Origin of the sequence: Paenibacillus sp. JQZ6Y-1 (assembly GCF_040719145.1) — a bacterium.
GTDB classification, from domain to species: domain Bacteria; phylum Bacillota; class Bacilli; order Paenibacillales; family Paenibacillaceae; genus Saccharibacillus; species Saccharibacillus kandeliae.
Window position 1 is genome coordinate 1,520,747 of sequence record NZ_JBFDUZ010000001.1, and the last position, 19,610, is coordinate 1,540,356.

The 19,610-nt window shown below is 41.5% G+C and carries 12 protein-coding genes; 10 read left to right on the forward strand and 2 right to left on the reverse strand.

Translation table 11 applies throughout. From position 1 onward, the window contains the following. Positions 1-104 precede the first annotated feature (104 nt). The gene (locus ABXR35_RS06695) at positions 105-1,721 is read left to right on the forward strand and encodes an ATP-binding protein (protein WP_367057209.1); all 1,617 of its coding nucleotides are present in this window, start codon (positions 105-107) and stop codon (positions 1,719-1,721) included. Positions 1,722-1,758: 37 nt separating this feature from the next. On the opposite strand, the gene ABXR35_RS06700 is transcribed toward ABXR35_RS06695, so the two are convergent. Continuing rightward, a complete protein-coding gene (locus tag ABXR35_RS06700) occupies positions 1,759-2,991 on the reverse strand; it encodes a hypothetical protein (RefSeq protein ID WP_367057212.1) in 1,233 nt (410 codons plus the stop codon). 138 nt (positions 2,992-3,129) lie between these two features. On the opposite strand from ABXR35_RS06700, the gene ABXR35_RS06705 reads away from it, so the two are divergent. Beyond that, a complete protein-coding gene (locus tag ABXR35_RS06705) occupies positions 3,130-7,038 on the forward strand; it encodes an RNA-directed DNA polymerase (RefSeq protein WP_367057215.1) in 3,909 nt (1,302 codons plus the stop codon). 34 nt (positions 7,039-7,072) lie between these two features. On the opposite strand, the gene acsA is transcribed toward ABXR35_RS06705, so the two are convergent. Continuing rightward, entirely contained in the window at positions 7,073-8,797 is a 1,725-nt protein-coding gene (gene acsA, locus ABXR35_RS06710; protein ID WP_367057218.1) for an acetate--CoA ligase, read from the reverse strand. A 480-nt stretch (positions 8,798-9,277) separates the two neighbouring features. On the opposite strand from acsA, the gene ABXR35_RS06715 reads away from it, so the two are divergent. The 8 genes from ABXR35_RS06715 (at position 9,278) to ABXR35_RS06750 (ending at position 19,598) form a co-directional block, all read left to right on the forward strand. Continuing rightward, the gene (locus ABXR35_RS06715) at positions 9,278-10,384 is read left to right on the forward strand and encodes an acyltransferase family protein (RefSeq protein ID WP_367057221.1); all 1,107 of its coding nucleotides are present in this window, start codon (positions 9,278-9,280) and stop codon (positions 10,382-10,384) included. 346 nt (positions 10,385-10,730) lie between these two features. Then, entirely contained in the window at positions 10,731-11,363 is a 633-nt protein-coding gene (locus ABXR35_RS06720; protein WP_367057224.1) for a GNAT family N-acetyltransferase, read from the forward strand. Between the two features lie 196 nt (positions 11,364-11,559). Then, positions 11,560-12,738, forward strand: a complete 1,179-nt coding sequence (locus ABXR35_RS06725) for an acetoin utilization protein AcuC (RefSeq protein WP_367061238.1) — start codon at positions 11,560-11,562, stop codon at positions 12,736-12,738. Between the two features lie 345 nt (positions 12,739-13,083). Continuing rightward, positions 13,084-13,641, forward strand: coding sequence for an imm11 family protein (locus tag ABXR35_RS06730; RefSeq protein WP_367057227.1), 558 nt, complete (start codon positions 13,084-13,086; stop codon positions 13,639-13,641). 183 nt (positions 13,642-13,824) lie between these two features. Next, positions 13,825-14,958: a glucose-1-phosphate adenylyltransferase gene (locus ABXR35_RS06735; RefSeq protein WP_367057229.1), complete on the forward strand. Its 1,134-nt coding sequence runs from the start codon at positions 13,825-13,827 to the stop codon at positions 14,956-14,958. A 22-nt stretch (positions 14,959-14,980) separates the two neighbouring features. Next, the gene (gene glgD / locus ABXR35_RS06740; protein ID WP_367057231.1) at positions 14,981-16,084 is read left to right on the forward strand and encodes a glucose-1-phosphate adenylyltransferase subunit GlgD; all 1,104 of its coding nucleotides are present in this window, start codon (positions 14,981-14,983) and stop codon (positions 16,082-16,084) included. Between the two features lie 33 nt (positions 16,085-16,117). Continuing rightward, complete coding sequence (locus ABXR35_RS06745; RefSeq protein ID WP_367057234.1) at positions 16,118-18,556, forward strand: glycogen/starch/alpha-glucan phosphorylase; 2,439 nt, start codon at positions 16,118-16,120, stop codon at positions 18,554-18,556. A 223-nt stretch (positions 18,557-18,779) separates the two neighbouring features. Continuing rightward, positions 18,780-19,598 (forward strand): copper amine oxidase N-terminal domain-containing protein, encoded by an 819-nt coding sequence (locus ABXR35_RS06750; RefSeq protein ID WP_367057237.1) that lies wholly within the window; start codon positions 18,780-18,782, stop codon positions 19,596-19,598. The last annotated feature ends 12 nt before the right edge of the window (positions 19,599-19,610 follow it).

Genomic DNA, 19,610 nt, shown 5'->3' on the forward strand with positions numbered 1-19,610 from the left:
TCTGCATATGCGTGGCAAAAACATATGTTTGTATGGTATGCTAGACACATTATGATGGTAACGTATACTTACTGCAATTGATTATACCCACTCAGGGAGGCAGCATGAATATAGATCCTAAAGCACCAGCAATTGACTGGGAATATGTAGTGCAAAATTTAAAATCGTCTGTCACGATTGCGGATGCGCGCAAGCCCAATTGCCCGCTCGTATTTGTGAACAGTCATTTCACGGATCTGACCGGTTATACCCGCGAAGAAGCGGTCGGTTATAACTGCCGTTTTTTGCAGGGCGAGGATACCGATCCAGAAGCCGTTCAAGCATTTCGTGAGGCATTAGCAACACGAACATCCGTAACAATTGAAATTCTAAATTATCGCAAAGACGGCACTTCCTTCTGGAACGAGGTCAATCTGGACCCGATTTTTGACCAGAATGGAGAATGCCATTATTTTGTTGGTATTCAATTTGATATTACCAAACGTAAAGAAGCCGAATTGCAGGTTCTCAAAGCCAAAGACCAAGCAGAAAGCGCGAATGTCGCCAAAAGCCGGTTTCTTGCCAATATCAGTCACGAGATTCGTACACCACTAAATGGGATTATCGGGATGACCGAGCTGATTCTGTTGAATGAGGTAGAGGAAGATCTGCGTGACAATATGAAAATTGTGCAAAATAGTGCGGAAACGCTGCTAACGCTAATCAATGATATCCTTGACTTCTCCAAAGCCGAAGCAGGCAAGATGAACCTCGAAAGTATCGAGTACAATCTGTACGAGCTGATGGATATGACGATTAAAGCGCATCGTCCGCTTACATTGGAGAAAAAAATCAATCTGAATCTGCATATTGGTCATAATGTACCGCAATTGGTATACGGTGATCCGCATCGTCTCAAGCAGGTTCTTAACAATCTGATCAGCAATGCCGTCAAATTCACACGCCAGGGTGCAGTAGATGTATACGTAAATGGGGCTGCTGATAACGGTGAGGAAATCCAACTGCATTTTCGAGTGAAGGATACCGGTATCGGTATTGCTGCCAAGGATCTGGGCAAGCTCTTCCAAAGCTTTAGTCAGGTCGATGATTCACAAAGTCGTGAATTTGGCGGTACTGGTTTAGGTCTGGTCATCAGTCAGCAGATTGTAGAGCTGATGAACGGCGAGATTACTGTGGAAAGCGAACAGGGACAGGGGAGTACCTTCCAGTTTACGATTCCTGTACGTTATCCAGCGATCTCCAGCCGACGCAGCGACGCAAGTACTGTTGTGAAAAAGCTATCAGAGAGTGTTGCCCGTCAACCGAAGCATGTAGATGCACCGGACAAAGCATCTGCTCGTCTGAATGTATTGCTTGCAGACGACGATCGGATCAGCTGCATCATCACGTCCCGTATGCTGAATAAGCTGGGATATTATGTTGATGTAGTCGATAACGGGCTGGAAGTCATCCGTATGCTAGAGCAGGATGATAGCTATGATCTGGTGCTGATGGATATTCAGATGCCAGTGATGGATGGTCTGGAATCGACCTATGCAATCCGTAATTCCACTACAATCAAGAATCGAAACATTCCTATCATTGCTGTGACCGCCAATGCGTTCAAAGATGATGAGGATAATGTGATCGCCGCTGGAATGAACGGTGCATTGTCCAAACCGGTACAGATCGAGCGTCTTGCCGAATTGGGACAACAATTAGAAAAGCAAAGATATAAATAATAAAAAGGAATTGATGCAAAGCATCAATTCCTTTTTATTATTTAATATTCAAAGAAATATAATTTGTCCAATCATTAACTCTTTTATCAAGAGATTCTTTTATTTTCTCTCCATACATTTTATCAATGCTAATTTTTAATTTTGGCTGATTTTGATCTGTTATTAATAATTGGGTTTCAATATCTTCTGCCATACAATGATTTATATTAGCCCAGTTATCTATATGCTGCGACCCAGATAAAAATCTATCCCATATCTGTAATTCATCGCACATAACTGATAAGAAAAGTAGGGGTTCATCATTTAAAGAAAACTTGAATTCGGGCAAATTATGAAATGCAATAGCTCTACATGCAGGGATTATATGTTTATTAAAAACAGCAGGATAGTAATTAAACTTACTATAGAAAGCGTTTGGCTCATTTGAGTTGACAATAGCATACCAAGCAGACGTGTATTTTAATAACATCAAACTTCCAGTAACACCATGATCAACTACTGGCGTTCCGTCATATCCTTGTTTAGCCATCCTATACGCAAATTCGTTTAAGCTAGGTAAGTTTTCAGTATCTTTATAAAGTAATTCTAAACCTTTTATATTTTTTGAAGTCAATTCTGTAATCCATGGTATATTTTCTAGTTGTTCAATTAATGAAATAGCATTATCTTGTGATGAATGTTTTATTGCCATATACTTTTCCTCAAATTTTGCACTAACATCCTGAAAATTCTTATTTTCGACTTGATTAAGATTTTTATTTTGTTTAGTCATGAAATTTGATGAGAGCATTTCATCAAAGAAATTCCAATACTCTTTATTAGAACTGTCTGGAAATGAATAAAATAAATAGCCAACATCATGTAATAAAGAGGCAAATGTCCATTGAAATAAAAACATTTTTATAGGTTTTTTACTATCTATTTTTGAGTCAATTTTATTTCTTAAACTATCTATGTTGTCATAAAACCATATACCTATAAGAAAAAGATATAAAGTATGAGCAGTATGATCAGATTGCTTTTTATAATTTATTTTCCGTTGAATCTCTAAAGTAGCTACTTTTGATCGCAAAGGAATTACATCATCAAAATCCATTATTTCTAAAATTTTTTCACATACTATCTCGGATAATTGAATTCTTTTGATATCAGAACGAGTATTAAAAAATTTTTCTAATGTAATGACTAATTCAGGAATATTTTCTTTTAAGTACTTTGAACTATGTTGCCCAGATATTATATGTTGGAGTAATAAATTATTTATATTCATATTCCAATTCCCTTCCAAAATTAATTAATAATAACATAGTCTCATTTTTTTTGTAAAATATCAATCATTTGTTGATTCTAAAGAATTAGTTATATATACTCTTTTACAATATACGTAAAAAGTAAAGGAGTATATATTATGTCAATAATTGTAGATGATCTTAAATTTATTGCGCCCAAGAGTGAATTTTTAAAAAATAAAATTGTAATGGCGCAGGCATGGAAAAAAGCACACTCATATATAAGGCGACATAACTGGTATGCTGATACCTTAGAATTGGATTTATCGACTATAAATTTGGAAAAAAATCTTGAGGATTGGTGTAAAGCATCAAGCTATAGTCCAGATAATATGTCATTAGTTTTGGCTCCAAAAAATGCTGAGTGGGAATTTCCAGATGATGAAGATAATACTTTATGGAGGTCAATTAAGGATGATAAGGCAAAATCTCAAAAACTTCGAGCATTGGCCCATCTGTCTTTAAAAGATCAAACAATTTCGACAGCTGCAATGTTGTGTTTAGCAGATGCTATTGAGAGCGCTCAAGGTTCTACTAACATAGATGATTTTTTTCTGGCTCAAAAAAAAGAGATATATAGTTACGGTAATAGACTTCAATGTGAATGGGTTAAAAGTTCACATCATAAAGAGATCGCTCAATTTGGATGGGGAAATTCTTTAACATACAGACAATATTATGAGGATTATCAAAAATTTTTGACACGTCCACGTAATATATGTCAAAAACTGAGTAAAAACTTAGATTTAACTAAAAAATTATGTGTAGTTTCATTAGATCTCAAAGGTTTTTATGATCAAATCGATAGAACAATTTTGTTGAATGAATTAAAAATTCTTTATAAAGAATTTTTTGAAGTTTACAACTTAGAAGTAGAGTATGAAGATGATCCTAAATTTTGGGAGTATCTCAACAAAATTTTTTCGTGGAAATGGGATTCTCTAGACATAAAGTATGCTGGTTTAATAAATGGAGATGAGAAATCTAAAAACTTACCTCAAGGTATTCCTCAAGGATTAGTTTCTGGAGGATTTTTTGCCAATGCTTATTTAATAAGATTTGATAGAGTTGTAGGTAAACTAATAGGTGAACATAATGATGGTTTTGTATTAAGAGATTACTGTCGCTATGTTGATGATATTCGCTTAGTAGTAGAAATAGAAGAAGAAAATTTTAGTGATCAGGACTATACAAAAATCTTTAATGGGTTTTTTAATAAAAAATTAAAAGATTACTTTCAAACTGATTCTTTAAAAGAAATAAATTTAAAAGTGAATAGTGGTAAAACTAAAATTCAGTTATATGAGAATATTTCAAACCAAAATGATATTTCAATGAGAATGAATTCAATACAAGGTATCATTAGCGGTACACCAGATGTTGAATCTTTAGAACAAGCAGTTGGAGGTTTAGACAGCTTATTACAACTATCAGAAAATTTATTTGAAGATGAAAAAAGTAAAAGTACTAAGATGTTTAACAAGTTAGAATTGTCTTATATTTCTGCCTTAAATATAGATGTTAAAAATGATACTTTGAAAAGATTTGCAGCAGCTAGGTTAGTGAAAGCACTTAGATTAAAAAAAACTATGTTTAATTTTAAAGAAGATATTAATTATACAGAGTCTATATTAGATTCATCTACAAAAGAGGGTTTATTAGATCATGAATTTGAAACTTTTGCTCGTAAGTTAGTTGCTCTTTGGTCTAGAAATCCTTCTCTTTCTCTTTTAATGAAATGTGGACTGGATTTATATCCAGATATAAAAATCCTTCGCCCTATTTTAAAAGCAGTAGAATATAAGTTGTATTCAAATAATTTTATAAATAATGAAAATGATTTCTCAGTTGCTATAGAAAAAAAAGCAATGGAATATATAGCTTCTGATCTTCTATATGCAGGTGCAGTGAGGATAGGATATAAGGCAAAAAAAGTTTATCCTGAAAAGGCTAATATAATACTTTTTAGGGAAGAATTAACAATATTTGCTGAGAAAATTTTAGCGAATTACAAACAAAATCCATGGTATCTTCAACAACAAGCTAGTCTATTTTTAGCATCTGTAAATAAATATAATAATTTAAATTTACTTCCTTATTCTAAAAAAAGCAGGAGTAAAAAGTCTAAACAAAGTAGTAGTTTATATTACTACAGAATATTACATGAAGCATTGCAATATAAAATTGAGCCAGGATTAATAAATGATTTACAAAACTTTAAAGATTATTTCATAGTATCTCTTGTGGTACAACAAATAGTGCCCAATTTAGAAAGGTATATTACTTGGTTTAATAGGATTTGGGCAGATCTTGATGATGCAAAGAGAAAAAAGGCGATTGAGATTCTTTCACTTAATAGGCCAGATATTTTAATTGAAATTTTGAAAATCCAAGATGAAATTAAGGAGGAAATAAAAAAAGACTTACCTTACGAATTAGTCGTGGGGGCCGAAAAACCTAAAAGGAATATATCTGTTAATAACAATAAGCAGTTTAGATTAATAGATATAATTTCTAATGAGAAAAATCCTTTTCAACAAGAGAATGCGCTTCTACTCCTCGCCAATGCGTTGTTAGAAAATGATGAATTTTATAAAAAAAACAAAAAGGATTTTAATACTAGATCAATTAGTGAAATTTTGATAAGGTGCAATGATTGGAGTAAAATACAGAACTTGATTACAGATAAAGGCTTTCTGAAAATTGATTTCAAAGATATTCCAAGGAATAAAATTAGTGAGAAGCCTGACTGGGTTAAGTTAGAGAATGCTTGGACTTATAATCTAGGTCAAATTTTAAGATCTTCTTTAACAGGAGAATTTGATTTTACTGCACACTCATTTTTAACTAAAAATAATTCGGAAAGCTATAGAGGACTACGTTCTACTTGGTTCACTAGAAGATTTGGAATGTCGAATAATGCGCAAAGTTTATTTGAAGATGCGTATCCTATATCTCCTTGGATAAGCGAATTACTCTTGCTACTTTTACAATGGCCTGGGATAAATTATCATGAGCGTGAGCTTGAAAGTTTAGGAGATACTTTAACTAAAGAGAATTTGCAGAGCTTAATTTTAAATAGAATAAAACTTCAAAAAAAAGTTTGGGGTAGTTTATCTGAAACTCCTATGTATACAATGCCTGTGTACAATAGTAAAACTTTCAGTAATCCTTTGTTTAGGGTAATTACTGCTCAAACTTTATTGCCTACTTTTGATGATTTTGATGAAAAAGATCCTTTACATTGGACGGACTCATTCAGAGCTAGACATAGAAGTCATATTGCATCTGTATGTAATTTAATATCGCAGTATCTTACTACATCTAAAACAACTAATAGGAGAGGATATAATGAGAATATTGATTTGATTGTTTTCCCAGAATTAACAATCCATCCTGATGATTTAGATTTGTTAAGAGGACTATCTGATGCGACTGGCGCAAGTATATTTGCTGGTATGACTTTTACAAAAAGATCAAAAAGTGAACAATATATTAATCAAGGAATTTGGATGCTGCGATCAGAAAAAAATACTGGTCGTGAATTTAATTATATTTGGCAAGGAAAAAAACATATGACAGAATCAGAAAGTTCTTTAAATATAGAGGGATTCCGTCCTTATCAATTGCTAGTTGATTTTAAGAAAGATAATAATGCTTCTATACGGGTAGCAAGTGCAATATGTTATGATTCTACAGATTTATCTTTAGTAGCGGATTTGAGGGATGTTTCTGATATTTTTGTGATTGTAGCACTAAATCAAGATGTAGATACATTTGATAATATGGTCAGTGCTTTGCATTACCATATGTATCAACCAGTTATATTGGTTAATACAGGAGAGTTTGGTGGTTCTACAGTAAAAGCGCCATTCACCAAACATGAGAAAACCATTACTCAAGTTCACGGGAATAATCAGTTATCTATAAGTTTATTTGAAATTGATCCACATGTTTTTAAAAGTATTGAAAAACCTAAAAAAGTAAAGCAAGTGAAAACTCCGCCTGCGGGTTATAAAGGGAGATAGAAAAATCCAACCACTCAAAAGTGGTTGGATTTTTTTAGTCTTCTAAGGTAGACAAATCGCCAGTCGGCAATTCCAATTCCCAAGCCTTCAATACACGGCGCATAATCTTACCACTGCGTGTCTTCGGCAGCTTGTCCTTGAACTCGATTTCGCGCGGAGCAGCATGAGCAGAAAGTCCCTCTTTGACAAAACGAGTAATTTGCTGCTTCAGCTCATCGGATGGTTCAAAGCCTTCTCGTAAGGAAATGAATGCTTTGATCACCTCGCCACGCACAGGGTCAGGTTTGCCGATAACACCTGCTTCGGCAACTGCTGGATGCTCTACGAGCTTGCTCTCTACTTCAAAAGGCCCAACCCGCTCACCAGATGTATTGATCACATCATCGATGCGTCCTTGGAACCAGAAGTATCCGTCTTCATCCATATACGCCGAATCACCAGAAATGTACCAGCCATCAATACGCATATACTCTTCGTACTTAGCAGGGTTATTCCAAATTTTGCGCATGATCGACGGCCACGGCGTTTTGATTGCGAGATTGCCCATACGTAATGGTGGCAGCTCATTGCCCTGATCATCAAGAATAGCGGCTTCTACACCCGGTAGTGGACGACCCATAGAGCCGGGACGAATATCCATACGTGGATAGTTACAGATTAGCTGTGCACCCGTTTCCGTCATCCACCATGTATCATGAATCCGCTGTTTATACACCCGATGTCCCCAGCGAATAACCTCAGGATTCAGTGGCTCACCGACACTAAGTACATGGCGGAGGGAAGAGAGGTCGTATTGTTCGACCGCTTCGTCACCTGCACCCATTAACATGCGGAAGGCCGTTGGTGCGCTATACCATACGGTGACTTTGTACCGTTGAATCGTTTCATACCAATCCTGTGGGCTAAAGCGTCCGCCGCGGATTACATTGGTTGCACCGTTCAGCCATGGAGCAAAGATACCGTACGATGTACCCGTAACCCAGCCCGGATCAGCAGTACACCAGTAAATATCGTCTGGCTGCAAATCGAGTGCAATCCGACCAGTATATTCATGCTGCACCATCGCCTGATGCACATGATAGACACCCTTTGGCTTGCCAGTCGAGCCGGAGGTATAATGCAGAATCAATCCGTCCTCTGGATCGACCCATTCGATCTCCGCTTCATCCGATGCTTCTGCAATCGCATTGCCCCAGTGAATATGCCCTTCGCCCAGATCGGCTTCATCCCCGTATACAATGATATGTTTTAGCTCTGGTAAATCAGCAGCAGGTACACGATCTACAAGCTTAGGAGTAGTTACAATCGCTACAGCGCCACTATCCTGTAGTCGATCACGCACCGCTGTTTCCATAAATGCTTCAAATAATGGACCAGCAATCGCTCCGATTTTGATAATACCAAGCAGTGTAAAATATAGCTCTGGCGTACGTGGCATAAAAATAAACACCCGATCACCTTTGCCAATGCCCAGCTTACGCAGCATATTGGCTGCTTTGTTCGATTCACGGCGCAATTGCTCAAATGTATACGATTCATCCCGTTGTAAATCGCTATAGTGCAACGCAATTTTATCCTTCAACTCGGATGCGGCATGCCGATCAATCGCTTCATAAGCAAGATTCACTTTTCCTGTTTCTGACCAGCTAAATCTCTTCTCCACATCAGACCAATCAAACTCCTGACGTGCCTGTTCGTAATCCATCAAGTTGGCTTTGTTAGCTTCTACAGCAATGACTTCAATCGTGTCTTTTCCCATAATGACCTCCACAGAAGATAAAGTAGTGATTTTCAATTGAGATGATCTATTCCATTTACCATATATAGCGCTTACAAATTAAGATACTACCATTTCACAAAATGTTCAAATTTTTCTGTCCGATTAGCCCAAATCGCGTAATGAACTATCGATTTACGGAAAAATAGTGAAATTGAAAACGTAATCATGAATATTAATCATTAAATTAGCACATTTTTCCACATCTTCGTTTAAACATGGTGTACAATATACAAAAATTAACAACAGTTATTCAAAACGAGAACTTTTCAGAAACGACGCAAATCTGTATACTAATGTACCGTAAAACAAAACGGTACTGATATAAAGCCTGAAGTAGTGATTCGCACTGTAATAAACGTGTATTCATGCCATATTGGTAATCAAATAGCAAAAGGAGGTATGCGAAACGCGAACTTTTGAGGAGATTTAATAATCAAGCAAAGGAGGATGTATAACGTAATGAGTAATCAAGCAATACAGTCAAAACCAAAACGTACGATCAGTGAAGTGTCGATCGTGCGCGCGATTGCCTGCATGAGTGTAGTACTGCTACATTCCATCAAATTCTCGACAGGTGAGAGCACAGAGGGACCTGTTCAATTTGGGATGTGGACGCTGGCAGGCTTGCTGTCGTTTGGTACATCGACATTTGTATTTATTTCGGCGCTGATTTTGGCGTATTCGTATCCGAAGGATTTACCGAAGGGGTTTTATAAGAAACGAATTCAGTTTCTCTTTATCCCGTTTGCCTGCATGGCAGTCTTTTATGCGATCACATCCGGTATTATGAATGATTGGTCGATACCAAAGCTCGTCGTGTATAACATGCTGGGTGCTTATCATGGCTGGTTTGTGCTTGTAATTTTCCAATTCTATATTTTGCATCAGCTGTATGCGCGTTATATTGACCGTTTCCGTCCCATAACGGTGCTCGCCGTATCGCTGATTATCAATGTGGGTTATCTTGCGTTTTTCAATCTGGTTCCGCCGATCAGTGATAACCAGTATGTGGCATACATATGGGATCGCGGATATTGGATGCCATTTACAGGCTGGTTGTTCTATTTCTCGCTTGCATACTATTGCGGCAAAAATTATCAACAATTTCTTAATGTGCTGGAAAAATATAAATGGTGGATCATTGCTGCATTGCCAATATCCATTGGGCTTATTATTTACAACAATGCGTTTTCCAGCTTTGGCTTTGGTTCGAAGCGAATGGATATGATCTTGTTTACAGTGGTGATGATCTTCCTCATGTTCCTAGCATTCCGCCGGGTAACGAATATTCCACCAGTGATCAATCTGATCAGTCAATATTCATTCGGGATCTATCTAGTACACTGGTTCTATCTGGAAATGATGGACCTTGCCATCGAAACCTTTGGCATTCAGATGGGCTACTTGGAGATTCCACTACTGTTCTTTACTGGTATCGCCTTGTGTATCCTAACTATCAATCTGTTTAACCGCTTCAAGCTGGGACAGTATATCGTTGGTCGCATCAATGTGCGCCGACCTGCTACCGAGAAGCGCTCATTCAGTACGGCAGCAGCAGAACATTAATGAATGCTTGTGCTTGATTCATACTTGGATAAGCATAAATAGTAGATGAGCAGGAATCTTTCATGTACAAGGAACGGGCTTTGATGAAAGAGAAGGCTTGAATGCTACAAGCTCGACTTTTGAATATCAAAAGCTCGATACCGAACGTCTCACGATCAAATGTTTAACTATTATAGGTACAGAGCCTTCTATGATCCGTATGATTGCTTTTGCTTTCATATAGACAGAGAAGGCTCTTTTTGTAGCGTTTATTTTCAACTGGCATGCAAATATTGTAAAATCATCTATAATCAAAGCAGGCATAATTATCGTAAGCGTTATCATAACGATCAGAAAGGAACCCGTTATGGAACATATCAAACTCAAACAAACCGAGGTGCTGGAACGTGGGAATCTTCGTCTAGTATTGGAGGGTCCAGTGGAATCTGAGCGTATTGCGACGTGTCGAATGCACCCACAGTTGGACGCCTTTCGTCGTCCTGCTGAACAACAGGAGGCGTTAGTCGAAATTGCTGAATTGCCAGAAGGACGCATCATTATGGCGACCGATGGTGATCTGATTGTCGGGTATGTCACCTTTCACTATGCAGATGAATATGAGCGCTGGTCCGAAGGGAATATGGAGGATTTGATCGAACTGGGCGCAGTAGAGATTGCCAACGATTATCGGGGGTTGGGATTAGCGAAAAAGCTGATCAAGCTCGCTTTTCGTGACGCTCAATTGGATAACGTGATCGTATTTACTACGGAATATTATTGGCATTGGGATCTGGAAAGCACGGGTTTGAGCGTATGGGATTATCGTAAGATGATGGAGAATTTAATGAAAAATGTAGATATGGTCTGGTTTGCGACCGATGATCCCGAAATCTGCTCCCATCCTGCCAATTGCCTGATGGTGCGCGTCGGACGACAGGTGCCGCAGGAATCGGTAGAGGCATTTGATCGGCTTCGTTTCCGTCAGCGCTTTATGTATTAATGAGCATGATGAATCGGAACTCGCATAGGCGTAATCTTGACGAATATGATGGAACGAATGTTGAAGAATGTGATGGAACTAGTGATGAGGAATAGGAATGAAATTATGCCGAAAGGCTCGAATAAGGCATGTAAATCAACATAGCATATAGTATAACGTGCACAGTATATTCGCGAATTGGAGAGGAGACATGGCAATGCCAGAAGCAGCGTATGTGTATCACCCAGATAGTCTGAATTATGTATTTCGCCGCGATCATCCATTTGATCAGCGTCGCTTGGTGATGACGATGGAGCTGCTGCAGCAGATTGGCGCACTGAATGACTCCGATCTGATTCAGCCGCCGTATGCGCTGGATGAGCAACTGCTACGCAGTATTCATATTCCACAATACGTCGATACGGTCAAGCAGCTCAGTCTAGAGTATCCAGAAGAACGGTATATTAGTCTAGCAGGGCAGTTCGGTTTGGATTATGACGAGACGCCCTTTTTCCCGGGGATGCACCATAGTGCGAGTGCGATTGGAGCTGGTTCTGTGCATGCTGCCGAGCTAGTAATGAGCGGGCAGTATCGTCATGCACTGCATCTGGGCGGTGGTCTGCATCATGCGCTGCCGCAAAAAGGTGCGGGATTTTGCATCTATAATGATGCTTCCTTGGCGATTCAGCATATTCGCAATCAATACGATGCCAAAGTGCTGTATATCGATACCGATGTGCATCATGGGGACGGGGTAGAAATGAGCTTTTACACCGATCCGCATGTGTTTACATATTCCATTCATGAAACGGGCAAGTACCTGTTTCCCGGCACTGGACGAGTAGAGGAGCGCGGAGCAGGGGAGGGCTTTGGCTGTACGATCAATTTACCGGTGGAACCGTATACGGAGGATGATTCATGGTTGGAGTGCTTTGGTACGTTGCTGGATCAGGTATTGCAGCGCGCCAAGCCGGATCTGATCATCAGTCAGCATGGCTGCGATGCGCATGCGCTGGACCCGTTATCTCATATTCACTGCTCCATGCGCATTTATCGTGAGATGCCGCAACTCATTCACCATGCGGCTCATCAGTGGTGTGAAGGACGCTGGGTGGCACTCGGCGGCGGTGGATATGATATTTGGCGCGTCGTCCCGCGTGCGTGGTCGCTACTGTGGCTGGAGATGAGCGAGCATCCACTGTTGCAATCGCTAGATCGTGATCCGCAATTATTGTTGCCGGATGCTTGGGTGAAGCATTGGCAGCAGCAAAGCCCAGTGGAATTGCCACGCACATGGTTGGATGATGTTCACCGCTGGGAGCCGATGCCAAGACGTCAGGAAATCACCAAGCAAAATCGTTACATTTGTGAGCTGGCGGCTTCATATTTGAAGTAGATGGAAATGTAGAGCTAGATTCCATCACCCAAGATCAATACACAGGCAACACCACCTATTCACAGGATTGTCACAGAGCGGATATATGTATGATACAGCGCGGCTTGATGAACTTATCGTGTAAAAAAGTGGCATATTCGGTGGATTCGGGTATATAAGCATAGCCGGACACAAAATGATGCAGCCTGTCCATTTGCACAAAACGCTCAACTTGTTGCCTGTCGGCAGAAGGTGAAATTAACATTCATGTCGAAATACTCAACAGCAGGTAATGAAGTAGAATCGTCATGTTGGCATCAAGCAGTACATATGATGATTTTCATGTTGCGAAAGGATGAGGTATGTATGTGTTATGTCCTGCTGCCGGCGGATATTTACCCGGACCGTTACTGGTTCAAGTACAATTACAACGAATCACCGGATCATCTCAGCTTTAAAAAAGGCACGCCGCAGCGCGATTGGGCGAAGCCGCCTCGCTTTCATTTGCAAGGTGACATCGATCTTGACCGGTTATTGCTATTTGACTGGTTTATGACCGATGGACCTGATTTGATTGGACCGCGGCTCACTGCGATTATTCGTCAGCACGCGCCTAAGGATGTGCAGCTAGTGGAGGCGGAAGTAATGGTGAATGGTGAACCGCTACGCGGTTTTCATGTGCCGAATATTACGACTGTCATCAACTGTCTGGATATGGAGGAATCGGTATATGTGCCGCTATTGCCCGGTATACACGGCAGTCCGCCACATTTTATCTCGGTTGCGTTCCGTCCAGATGCGTTGAAAAAACATGGGCTTGTGCGTTCCAATGAAGACATCAGCCTGATCATAGCATCTGACGAATTTGCGAAGGCTTGTCAGGCACAGAGCATTACCGGTATTCGTTTTCAGGAAAATATCTGACTTTCCGTGGCACGCCCTGATAACAGCCCGTACAATCACATAAAATGAGCTGATTCCAGCGGGAAAGTCTCCTTACATCTACTAGCGGCCAGCATTTGTTGAAACATGGTTTTTGCATTTGGTCTCTCTGCGTTATCGTATTTCGGCTAAGAATATGACAACTTACACGAAGGAGGCTTTTCCATGAGTAAAAAAGAAGTTGTGGCTATGCTGCTTGCCGGAGGTCAGGGCAAAAGGCTGAAAGATTTGACCAAATCCCTGGCAAAGCCTGCCGTTTTCTTTGGCGGCACGTATCGTATTATCGATTTTCCGCTCAGCAATTGCGCCAATTCCGGTATCGATACTGTAGGTGTACTGACACAGTATGAGCCTACCGTTCTGCACGCATACATAGGCGTGGGTAACGATTGGGATATGGATCGCAAAAATGGCGGTGTTTTTGTCTTGCCACCACATGAACGGCAGGAAGGCAGCAGCTGGTATCAGGGTACGGCGGATGCCATTTATCGCAACCTGAAATTCGTGGAAAGCTTTGAACCGGAGCATGTGCTCATTCTGTCCGGTGACCACATTTACAAAATGGATTATCAAAAAATGATCGACTACCATAAAGAAAAAGACGCGGATTGCACGATCTCTGTGGTGAATGTCACCCTAGAAGAAGCGAGCCGCTTCGGTATGCTGAATACGCATGACGACCTCAAAATTTACGAATTCGACGAAAAACCGAAACACCCGAAAAGTACACTTGCCTCTATGGGTGTCTATCTGTTCAAATGGGATGTGCTTAAATCGTACCTGATTAAGGACGAAGACAATCCTTCCTCTTCTTATGATTTCGGTAAAGACCTGATTCCTTTATTGCTTGGCGATGACAAAACATTATACGCGTATCCATTTGATGGTTACTGGCGCGATGTCGGTACGATTCAAAGTCTGTGGGAAGCGAATATGGATATGCTGTCTGAGGAGCCGCAGCTGGATTTGAATGATCCACAATGGCGTATCTTCACACGCAGCCCGAACCAGCCAGCCGCCTTTATCGCACCATCTGCGGATGTGCAGGATAGTATTGTAAACGAAGGCTGCATCATCAACGGTGAAGTGAAGCATTCCGTGCTATTCTTCAACGTAGAAGTGGGCGAGGGCAGTGTCATTACCGACTCCGTCATTATGCCGGGCGCTAAAATCGGCAAAAATGTACGTATTCACCGTTCTATCGTCAATGAAGGCATTGTCATTGAAGACGGCGCACAAATTGGCGTCGGGCAGGACGAAAACAGTGAAATTGAGCTGATTACAAGCAATCAATCCTAATTAGACAGGGACGGTGATCGGAATGAAAGGATTTGTAGGCGTTATTAATCTTGACCATGAGCTGGATCAACTGAAGGAATTGACGTATTTCCGTTGCGGAGCGGCCGTCCCATTTGCCGGTCGCTATCGACTCATCGACTTTGCACTATCCAATATGATGTATGCTGGTGTACAGGACATTTCCCTGTTTGTACGCCGTAAATATCGCTCACTGATGGACCATCTTGGTGAAGGTCGTCCGTGGGATCTGGATCGTAAGCGCGGTGGATTGTTCATTTTGCCACCGGACTGGCATGACCCGACTGATACGTCGCTCGGCGATTTGCAGCATATTCATAACAATATGGACTTCTTTTACCGCAGTCTGGGCGATACCGTTGTGCATACTGGTACCCAGCATGTGAATAAGGTCGATTACAAGGACGTATATGCCTATCATCTGGAAAAAGGCGCCGATGTAACCGTCGTGTATAAGAAAGTCGATGAACTGCTGCCAGAACATGGCGCATGCCGACGCGTGGAAGTGGACGAGAATGGATTTGTAACCGACATCCATCAGGACCGCAGTCATCACAACATCTATGTGGAACTGTTTATCATGAGCAAAGAGCTGTATTTGGAGCAGGTGAACTATTGCATCGCACATGGCAAAAGCTATTTCTTCCGTGATGTGATCCAAAATAATCCGAACAACCTGAAAATCGCAGGCTACGAGTATGAGGGCTACAATGCCGTAATTAACTCTGTCGAAAGTTATTACAAAAATAGCATGGACCTGCTCTGCCCAGATACGTATCATCAGCTGTTCCATGAGAAGCCGGTACAGACCAAGATCAAATACGAAGCACCGGCAAAATATCTGGAAGGCGCAAATGTGCGTAATTCGCTTGTTGCCAACGGCTGCGTGCTTGGTGGCGAAGTCGAGAATAGCATCCTATTCCGCGGCGTTAAGGTGGAAAAGGGCGCTCGTGTCGTAAATTCGATCATTTTGCAAAAATGTACGATTGAAGCTGGAGCAGTATTGGAAAATGTCATTCTTGATAAGGACGTACAGATTTCCCATGATCGTACGTTGATCGGCGATGTGAGAAGACCGTATGTAACTGCCAAAAGCACCCTTCTCTGATGCCGAAAAACTGACTTCAGGAGGTATTCCCACTTGTTTACTACGAAAGAGGAATTTAAGCAGATTTTTCAAAATAATGTCGTCTCCAAACTGGGCAAGCCGCTGGAGGAAGTCTCGCATGAGGACGTCTATACGATCCTGAGCCGGATGATGAGGGAATTTGCCGGTCGGGAATGGGCGGCAACGAATAAGGATCTGCGTCAGGATCAGGAAAAGCAGGTATACTATCTGTCGCTCGAATTTCTGATTGGTCGTTTGCTCGGCAACAACCTGCTCAATATGGGCATGTTCCGTATTGTGCAGGAGGGTTTGAGCGACTTAGGTATCTCGCTTGACGATATTGAGGAGCAGGAGGCAGATGCTGGTCTTGGCAATGGTGGCTTAGGTCGTCTAGCTGCCTGTTTCCTTGATTCGCTCGCGTCGCTTGGTTATGCGGGACATGGATGCGGTATTCGCTATCGTTACGGTCTGTTCGAGCAGAAAATTGTAGATGAGAATCAGGTGGAACTGCCGGATGATTGGCTGCAAAAGGGCTTTGAATGGGAAGTGCGCCGTGCGGATCGCCGCGTAGAAGTACGATTCGGTGGACAGGTTGAGACGCGCGACGAGGATGGTCAATTGCATTTCTCGCTGCGCGATTATGAAGCGGTCTGGGCGATTCCATACGATGTGCCTGTTATCGGCTATCGCGGTGAAAAAAAGGACTATCATATCAATACGCTGCGATTGTGGAGTGCCGAGCCGATGCGTGAGATGGCAAACCGCAATTTGGGCGGCTCCAGTAACTATTACAGCTATCTCAACTACAATCGCTCAGTCGAATCGATCTCTGAGTTTCTGTACCCAGACGATTCACAGTACGAAGGACGCTTACTGCGTTTGAAGCAGCAGTATTTCCTTTGTTCCGCCGGATTACAGAGTATTCTGCGCACGTATGACAAGCTGAATATCAGCTATGATCAGCTACCGAACAAGATTGCCATTCATATTAATGATACGCATCCTACGCTCGTCATTCCTGAACTGATGCGTATTCTGATGGATGAAAAGGGCTATGGCTGGGATCAAGCGTGGGATATTACCAATCGTACCGTATCCTACACCAACCATACAATTTTGAGTGAAGCATTGGAAAAATGGCCAGCACAAATGATCCGTGATCTAACACCGCGCGTGTACATGATTATCGACGAGATCAATACGCGTTTCTGCCGTTTGCTAATGGACAAGTATCCGAACGATCCTGATCGGGTGGCGCATATGGCAATCATTTACGATGATCAGGTGAAGATGGCGCATCTAGCGATTGCTGGTAGCTACAGCATTAATGGTGTAGCCGCGCTGCATACGGATATTTTAAAAGAACGTGAGATGCGTAATTTCTACGAGCTGTATCCACAGCGCTTTAACAACAAAACGAACGGCATTACGCACCGTCGCTGGCTCATGCACGCCAATCCGCAGCTGAGCGATCTGGTGAGTGAATCGATCGGCAAGCGCTGGATTACCCATCCGCAGGAATTGACCAGTCTCATCAAATTCAGCGAGGATGCGTCCTTCCAGCAAAAGGTGGCGGACATTAAGCATCATAACAAGCAGCGCTTGGCTCAATATATTGAGCAGAAGTATGGAGCTGTCGTTAACACCGATTCTATCTTTGATGTGCAGATCAAGCGTCTGCATGCGTACAAGCGTCAGTTGCTGAATATTTTGCATGTGATGTATCTGTACAATCAGATCAAGTCCATGCCATCGCAAAATACAGTGCCGCGCACCTTTATATTTGGAGCGAAGGCAGCACCGGGGTATTATTTAGCTAAAAGCACGATCAAGCTAATCAACCGTGTCGCTAACGTGGTGAACAACGATCCAGATGTGAAGGACAAGCTGAATGTCTTTTTCTTGGAAAATTACTCAGTGTCTCTTGCCGAGAAAATCATTCCGGCAGCTGACATCAGCGAGCAAATCTCCACTGCCAGTAAAGAAGCTTCGGGTACGGGCAATATGAAGCTCATGATGAACGGTGCACTGACTGTCGGTACGATGGATGGTGCAAATGTGGAGATGTTCGAAATGCTGGGCAATGCCAATATGTTCATCTTCGGGCTAAGTGCGGATGACGTAATGAACTATTACCAGCATGGGGGCTATGTAGCGCGTGATGTGTACAATAGCGATCCTCGCATTCGTGAGGTGGTCGATCAATTGATCGTACCGGGAGCCTTTGCGTATAACTCGTATGAGTTTGAGTCGCTGTACCGTTCGCTGCTGGATAGCAATGACGAGTACTTCATGCTCAAAGATTTTGATTCGTACGCTGAAGCTCATGTCCAGATCGAAGCGGCATATCGCAATCCGAAGGAATGGCTGAAAAAGTCCATTCACAATATTGCACATTCCGGCAAATTCTCCAGCGATCGTACGATCAGTCAGTACGCAGCGGAGATTTGGAAGATCAAGCCGATTCAGTAGTAGATTTAATGATTTACACCGGTGCATGATTCTATCTGCACCGGTGTTTCTTTTATGACAAGTATCGTTTCGTAGTAGTAAGGATGAGTGCCAATATACTCTACATACAGAAAGTAGGGAAGTAACGATGATACCGATCAAAAAGCTTATGCTTCTCACTGCTCTTTTATCATCTGCTCTAATCACTATACCTTCTGCCACACAAGCAGCAAGCCCTATACATATGGAAATCAATGCAAGTGAAGTGAATGATATGCAACCAATTATGCACCAGCATACCGTTTATATACCGATGCGCGCATTAGAACATATTGAAGGGCTGCATATTCAAAGCTGGAATAACCAGACGAAGATACTGATCATCACCGATCAATATACCAATAAACAACTAACCTTGAATCTTAAAAACCATACTGCTCTGCAACAGAATAAGCCACTTGCAATGAACCAAACCGCCCTATTACAGGACAATCGAGTCATGCTTCCAGTACGCTGGATCGCAGAAGTTTTTCAAGCGGATATAGTGTGGAATTCCTCCACTCATACAGTGCAAATTGCCAGAGCTACAGCAGCACAGCAGCATAAACGAAAGAGCGATCAACTGAGCGAAGCTCGTGCAGCAGCGCTCGCCTTGCCTATAGTATCACCTTATCAAGATTTGCCAGTCACTGGTGATAGTCTGGGTTCGATTAGTTTGTATTTTTACGAGGGACGTTCGGATGCCTTTTTCATAACAGGGAATGGAATGCTGACTTATTTTACTGTGACCGATAATGCGTCCCATATACAATACGAGGCGTCATTCAAGTCAGTTGGAAGTAATCCGAATCCGTATGCTACAGCTATTTTACAACAGCAGGGCAAACGTCCATCATTGCCAGATCATTTGATCTATTATGATATTTCCACACATGCAGGCGAAGCAGAATATGGTCGCTTGGATCGTAACGGCAAGCGTGTCGTGTTTGGCAAAGGAGAGATGAACAATCTAGATACATTGCTTCCCATCGAACAAGACTCCCAGCCTCATACGTCCCAATAAAACACCAAGCCC

Coding starts and splice junctions, on each gene's coding strand:
- ABXR35_RS06695 (WP_367057209.1), top strand. CDS start 105: ATGAATATAGATCCTAAAGCACCAGCAATTGACTGGGAATATGTAGTG.
- ABXR35_RS06700 (WP_367057212.1), bottom strand. CDS start 2,991: ATGAATATAAATAATTTATTACTCCAACATATAATATCTGGGCAACAT.
- ABXR35_RS06705 (WP_367057215.1), top strand. CDS start 3,130: ATGTCAATAATTGTAGATGATCTTAAATTTATTGCGCCCAAGAGTGAA.
- acsA (WP_367057218.1), bottom strand. CDS start 8,797: ATGGGAAAAGACACGATTGAAGTCATTGCTGTAGAAGCTAACAAAGCC.
- ABXR35_RS06715 (WP_367057221.1), top strand. CDS start 9,278: ATGAGTAATCAAGCAATACAGTCAAAACCAAAACGTACGATCAGTGAA.
- ABXR35_RS06720 (WP_367057224.1), top strand. CDS start 10,731: ATGGAACATATCAAACTCAAACAAACCGAGGTGCTGGAACGTGGGAAT.
- ABXR35_RS06725 (WP_367061238.1), top strand. CDS start 11,560: ATGCCAGAAGCAGCGTATGTGTATCACCCAGATAGTCTGAATTATGTA.
- ABXR35_RS06730 (WP_367057227.1), top strand. CDS start 13,084: ATGTGTTATGTCCTGCTGCCGGCGGATATTTACCCGGACCGTTACTGG.
- ABXR35_RS06735 (WP_367057229.1), top strand. CDS start 13,825: ATGAGTAAAAAAGAAGTTGTGGCTATGCTGCTTGCCGGAGGTCAGGGC.
- glgD (WP_367057231.1), top strand. CDS start 14,981: ATGAAAGGATTTGTAGGCGTTATTAATCTTGACCATGAGCTGGATCAA.
- ABXR35_RS06750 (WP_367057237.1), top strand. CDS start 18,780: ATGGAAATCAATGCAAGTGAAGTGAATGATATGCAACCAATTATGCAC.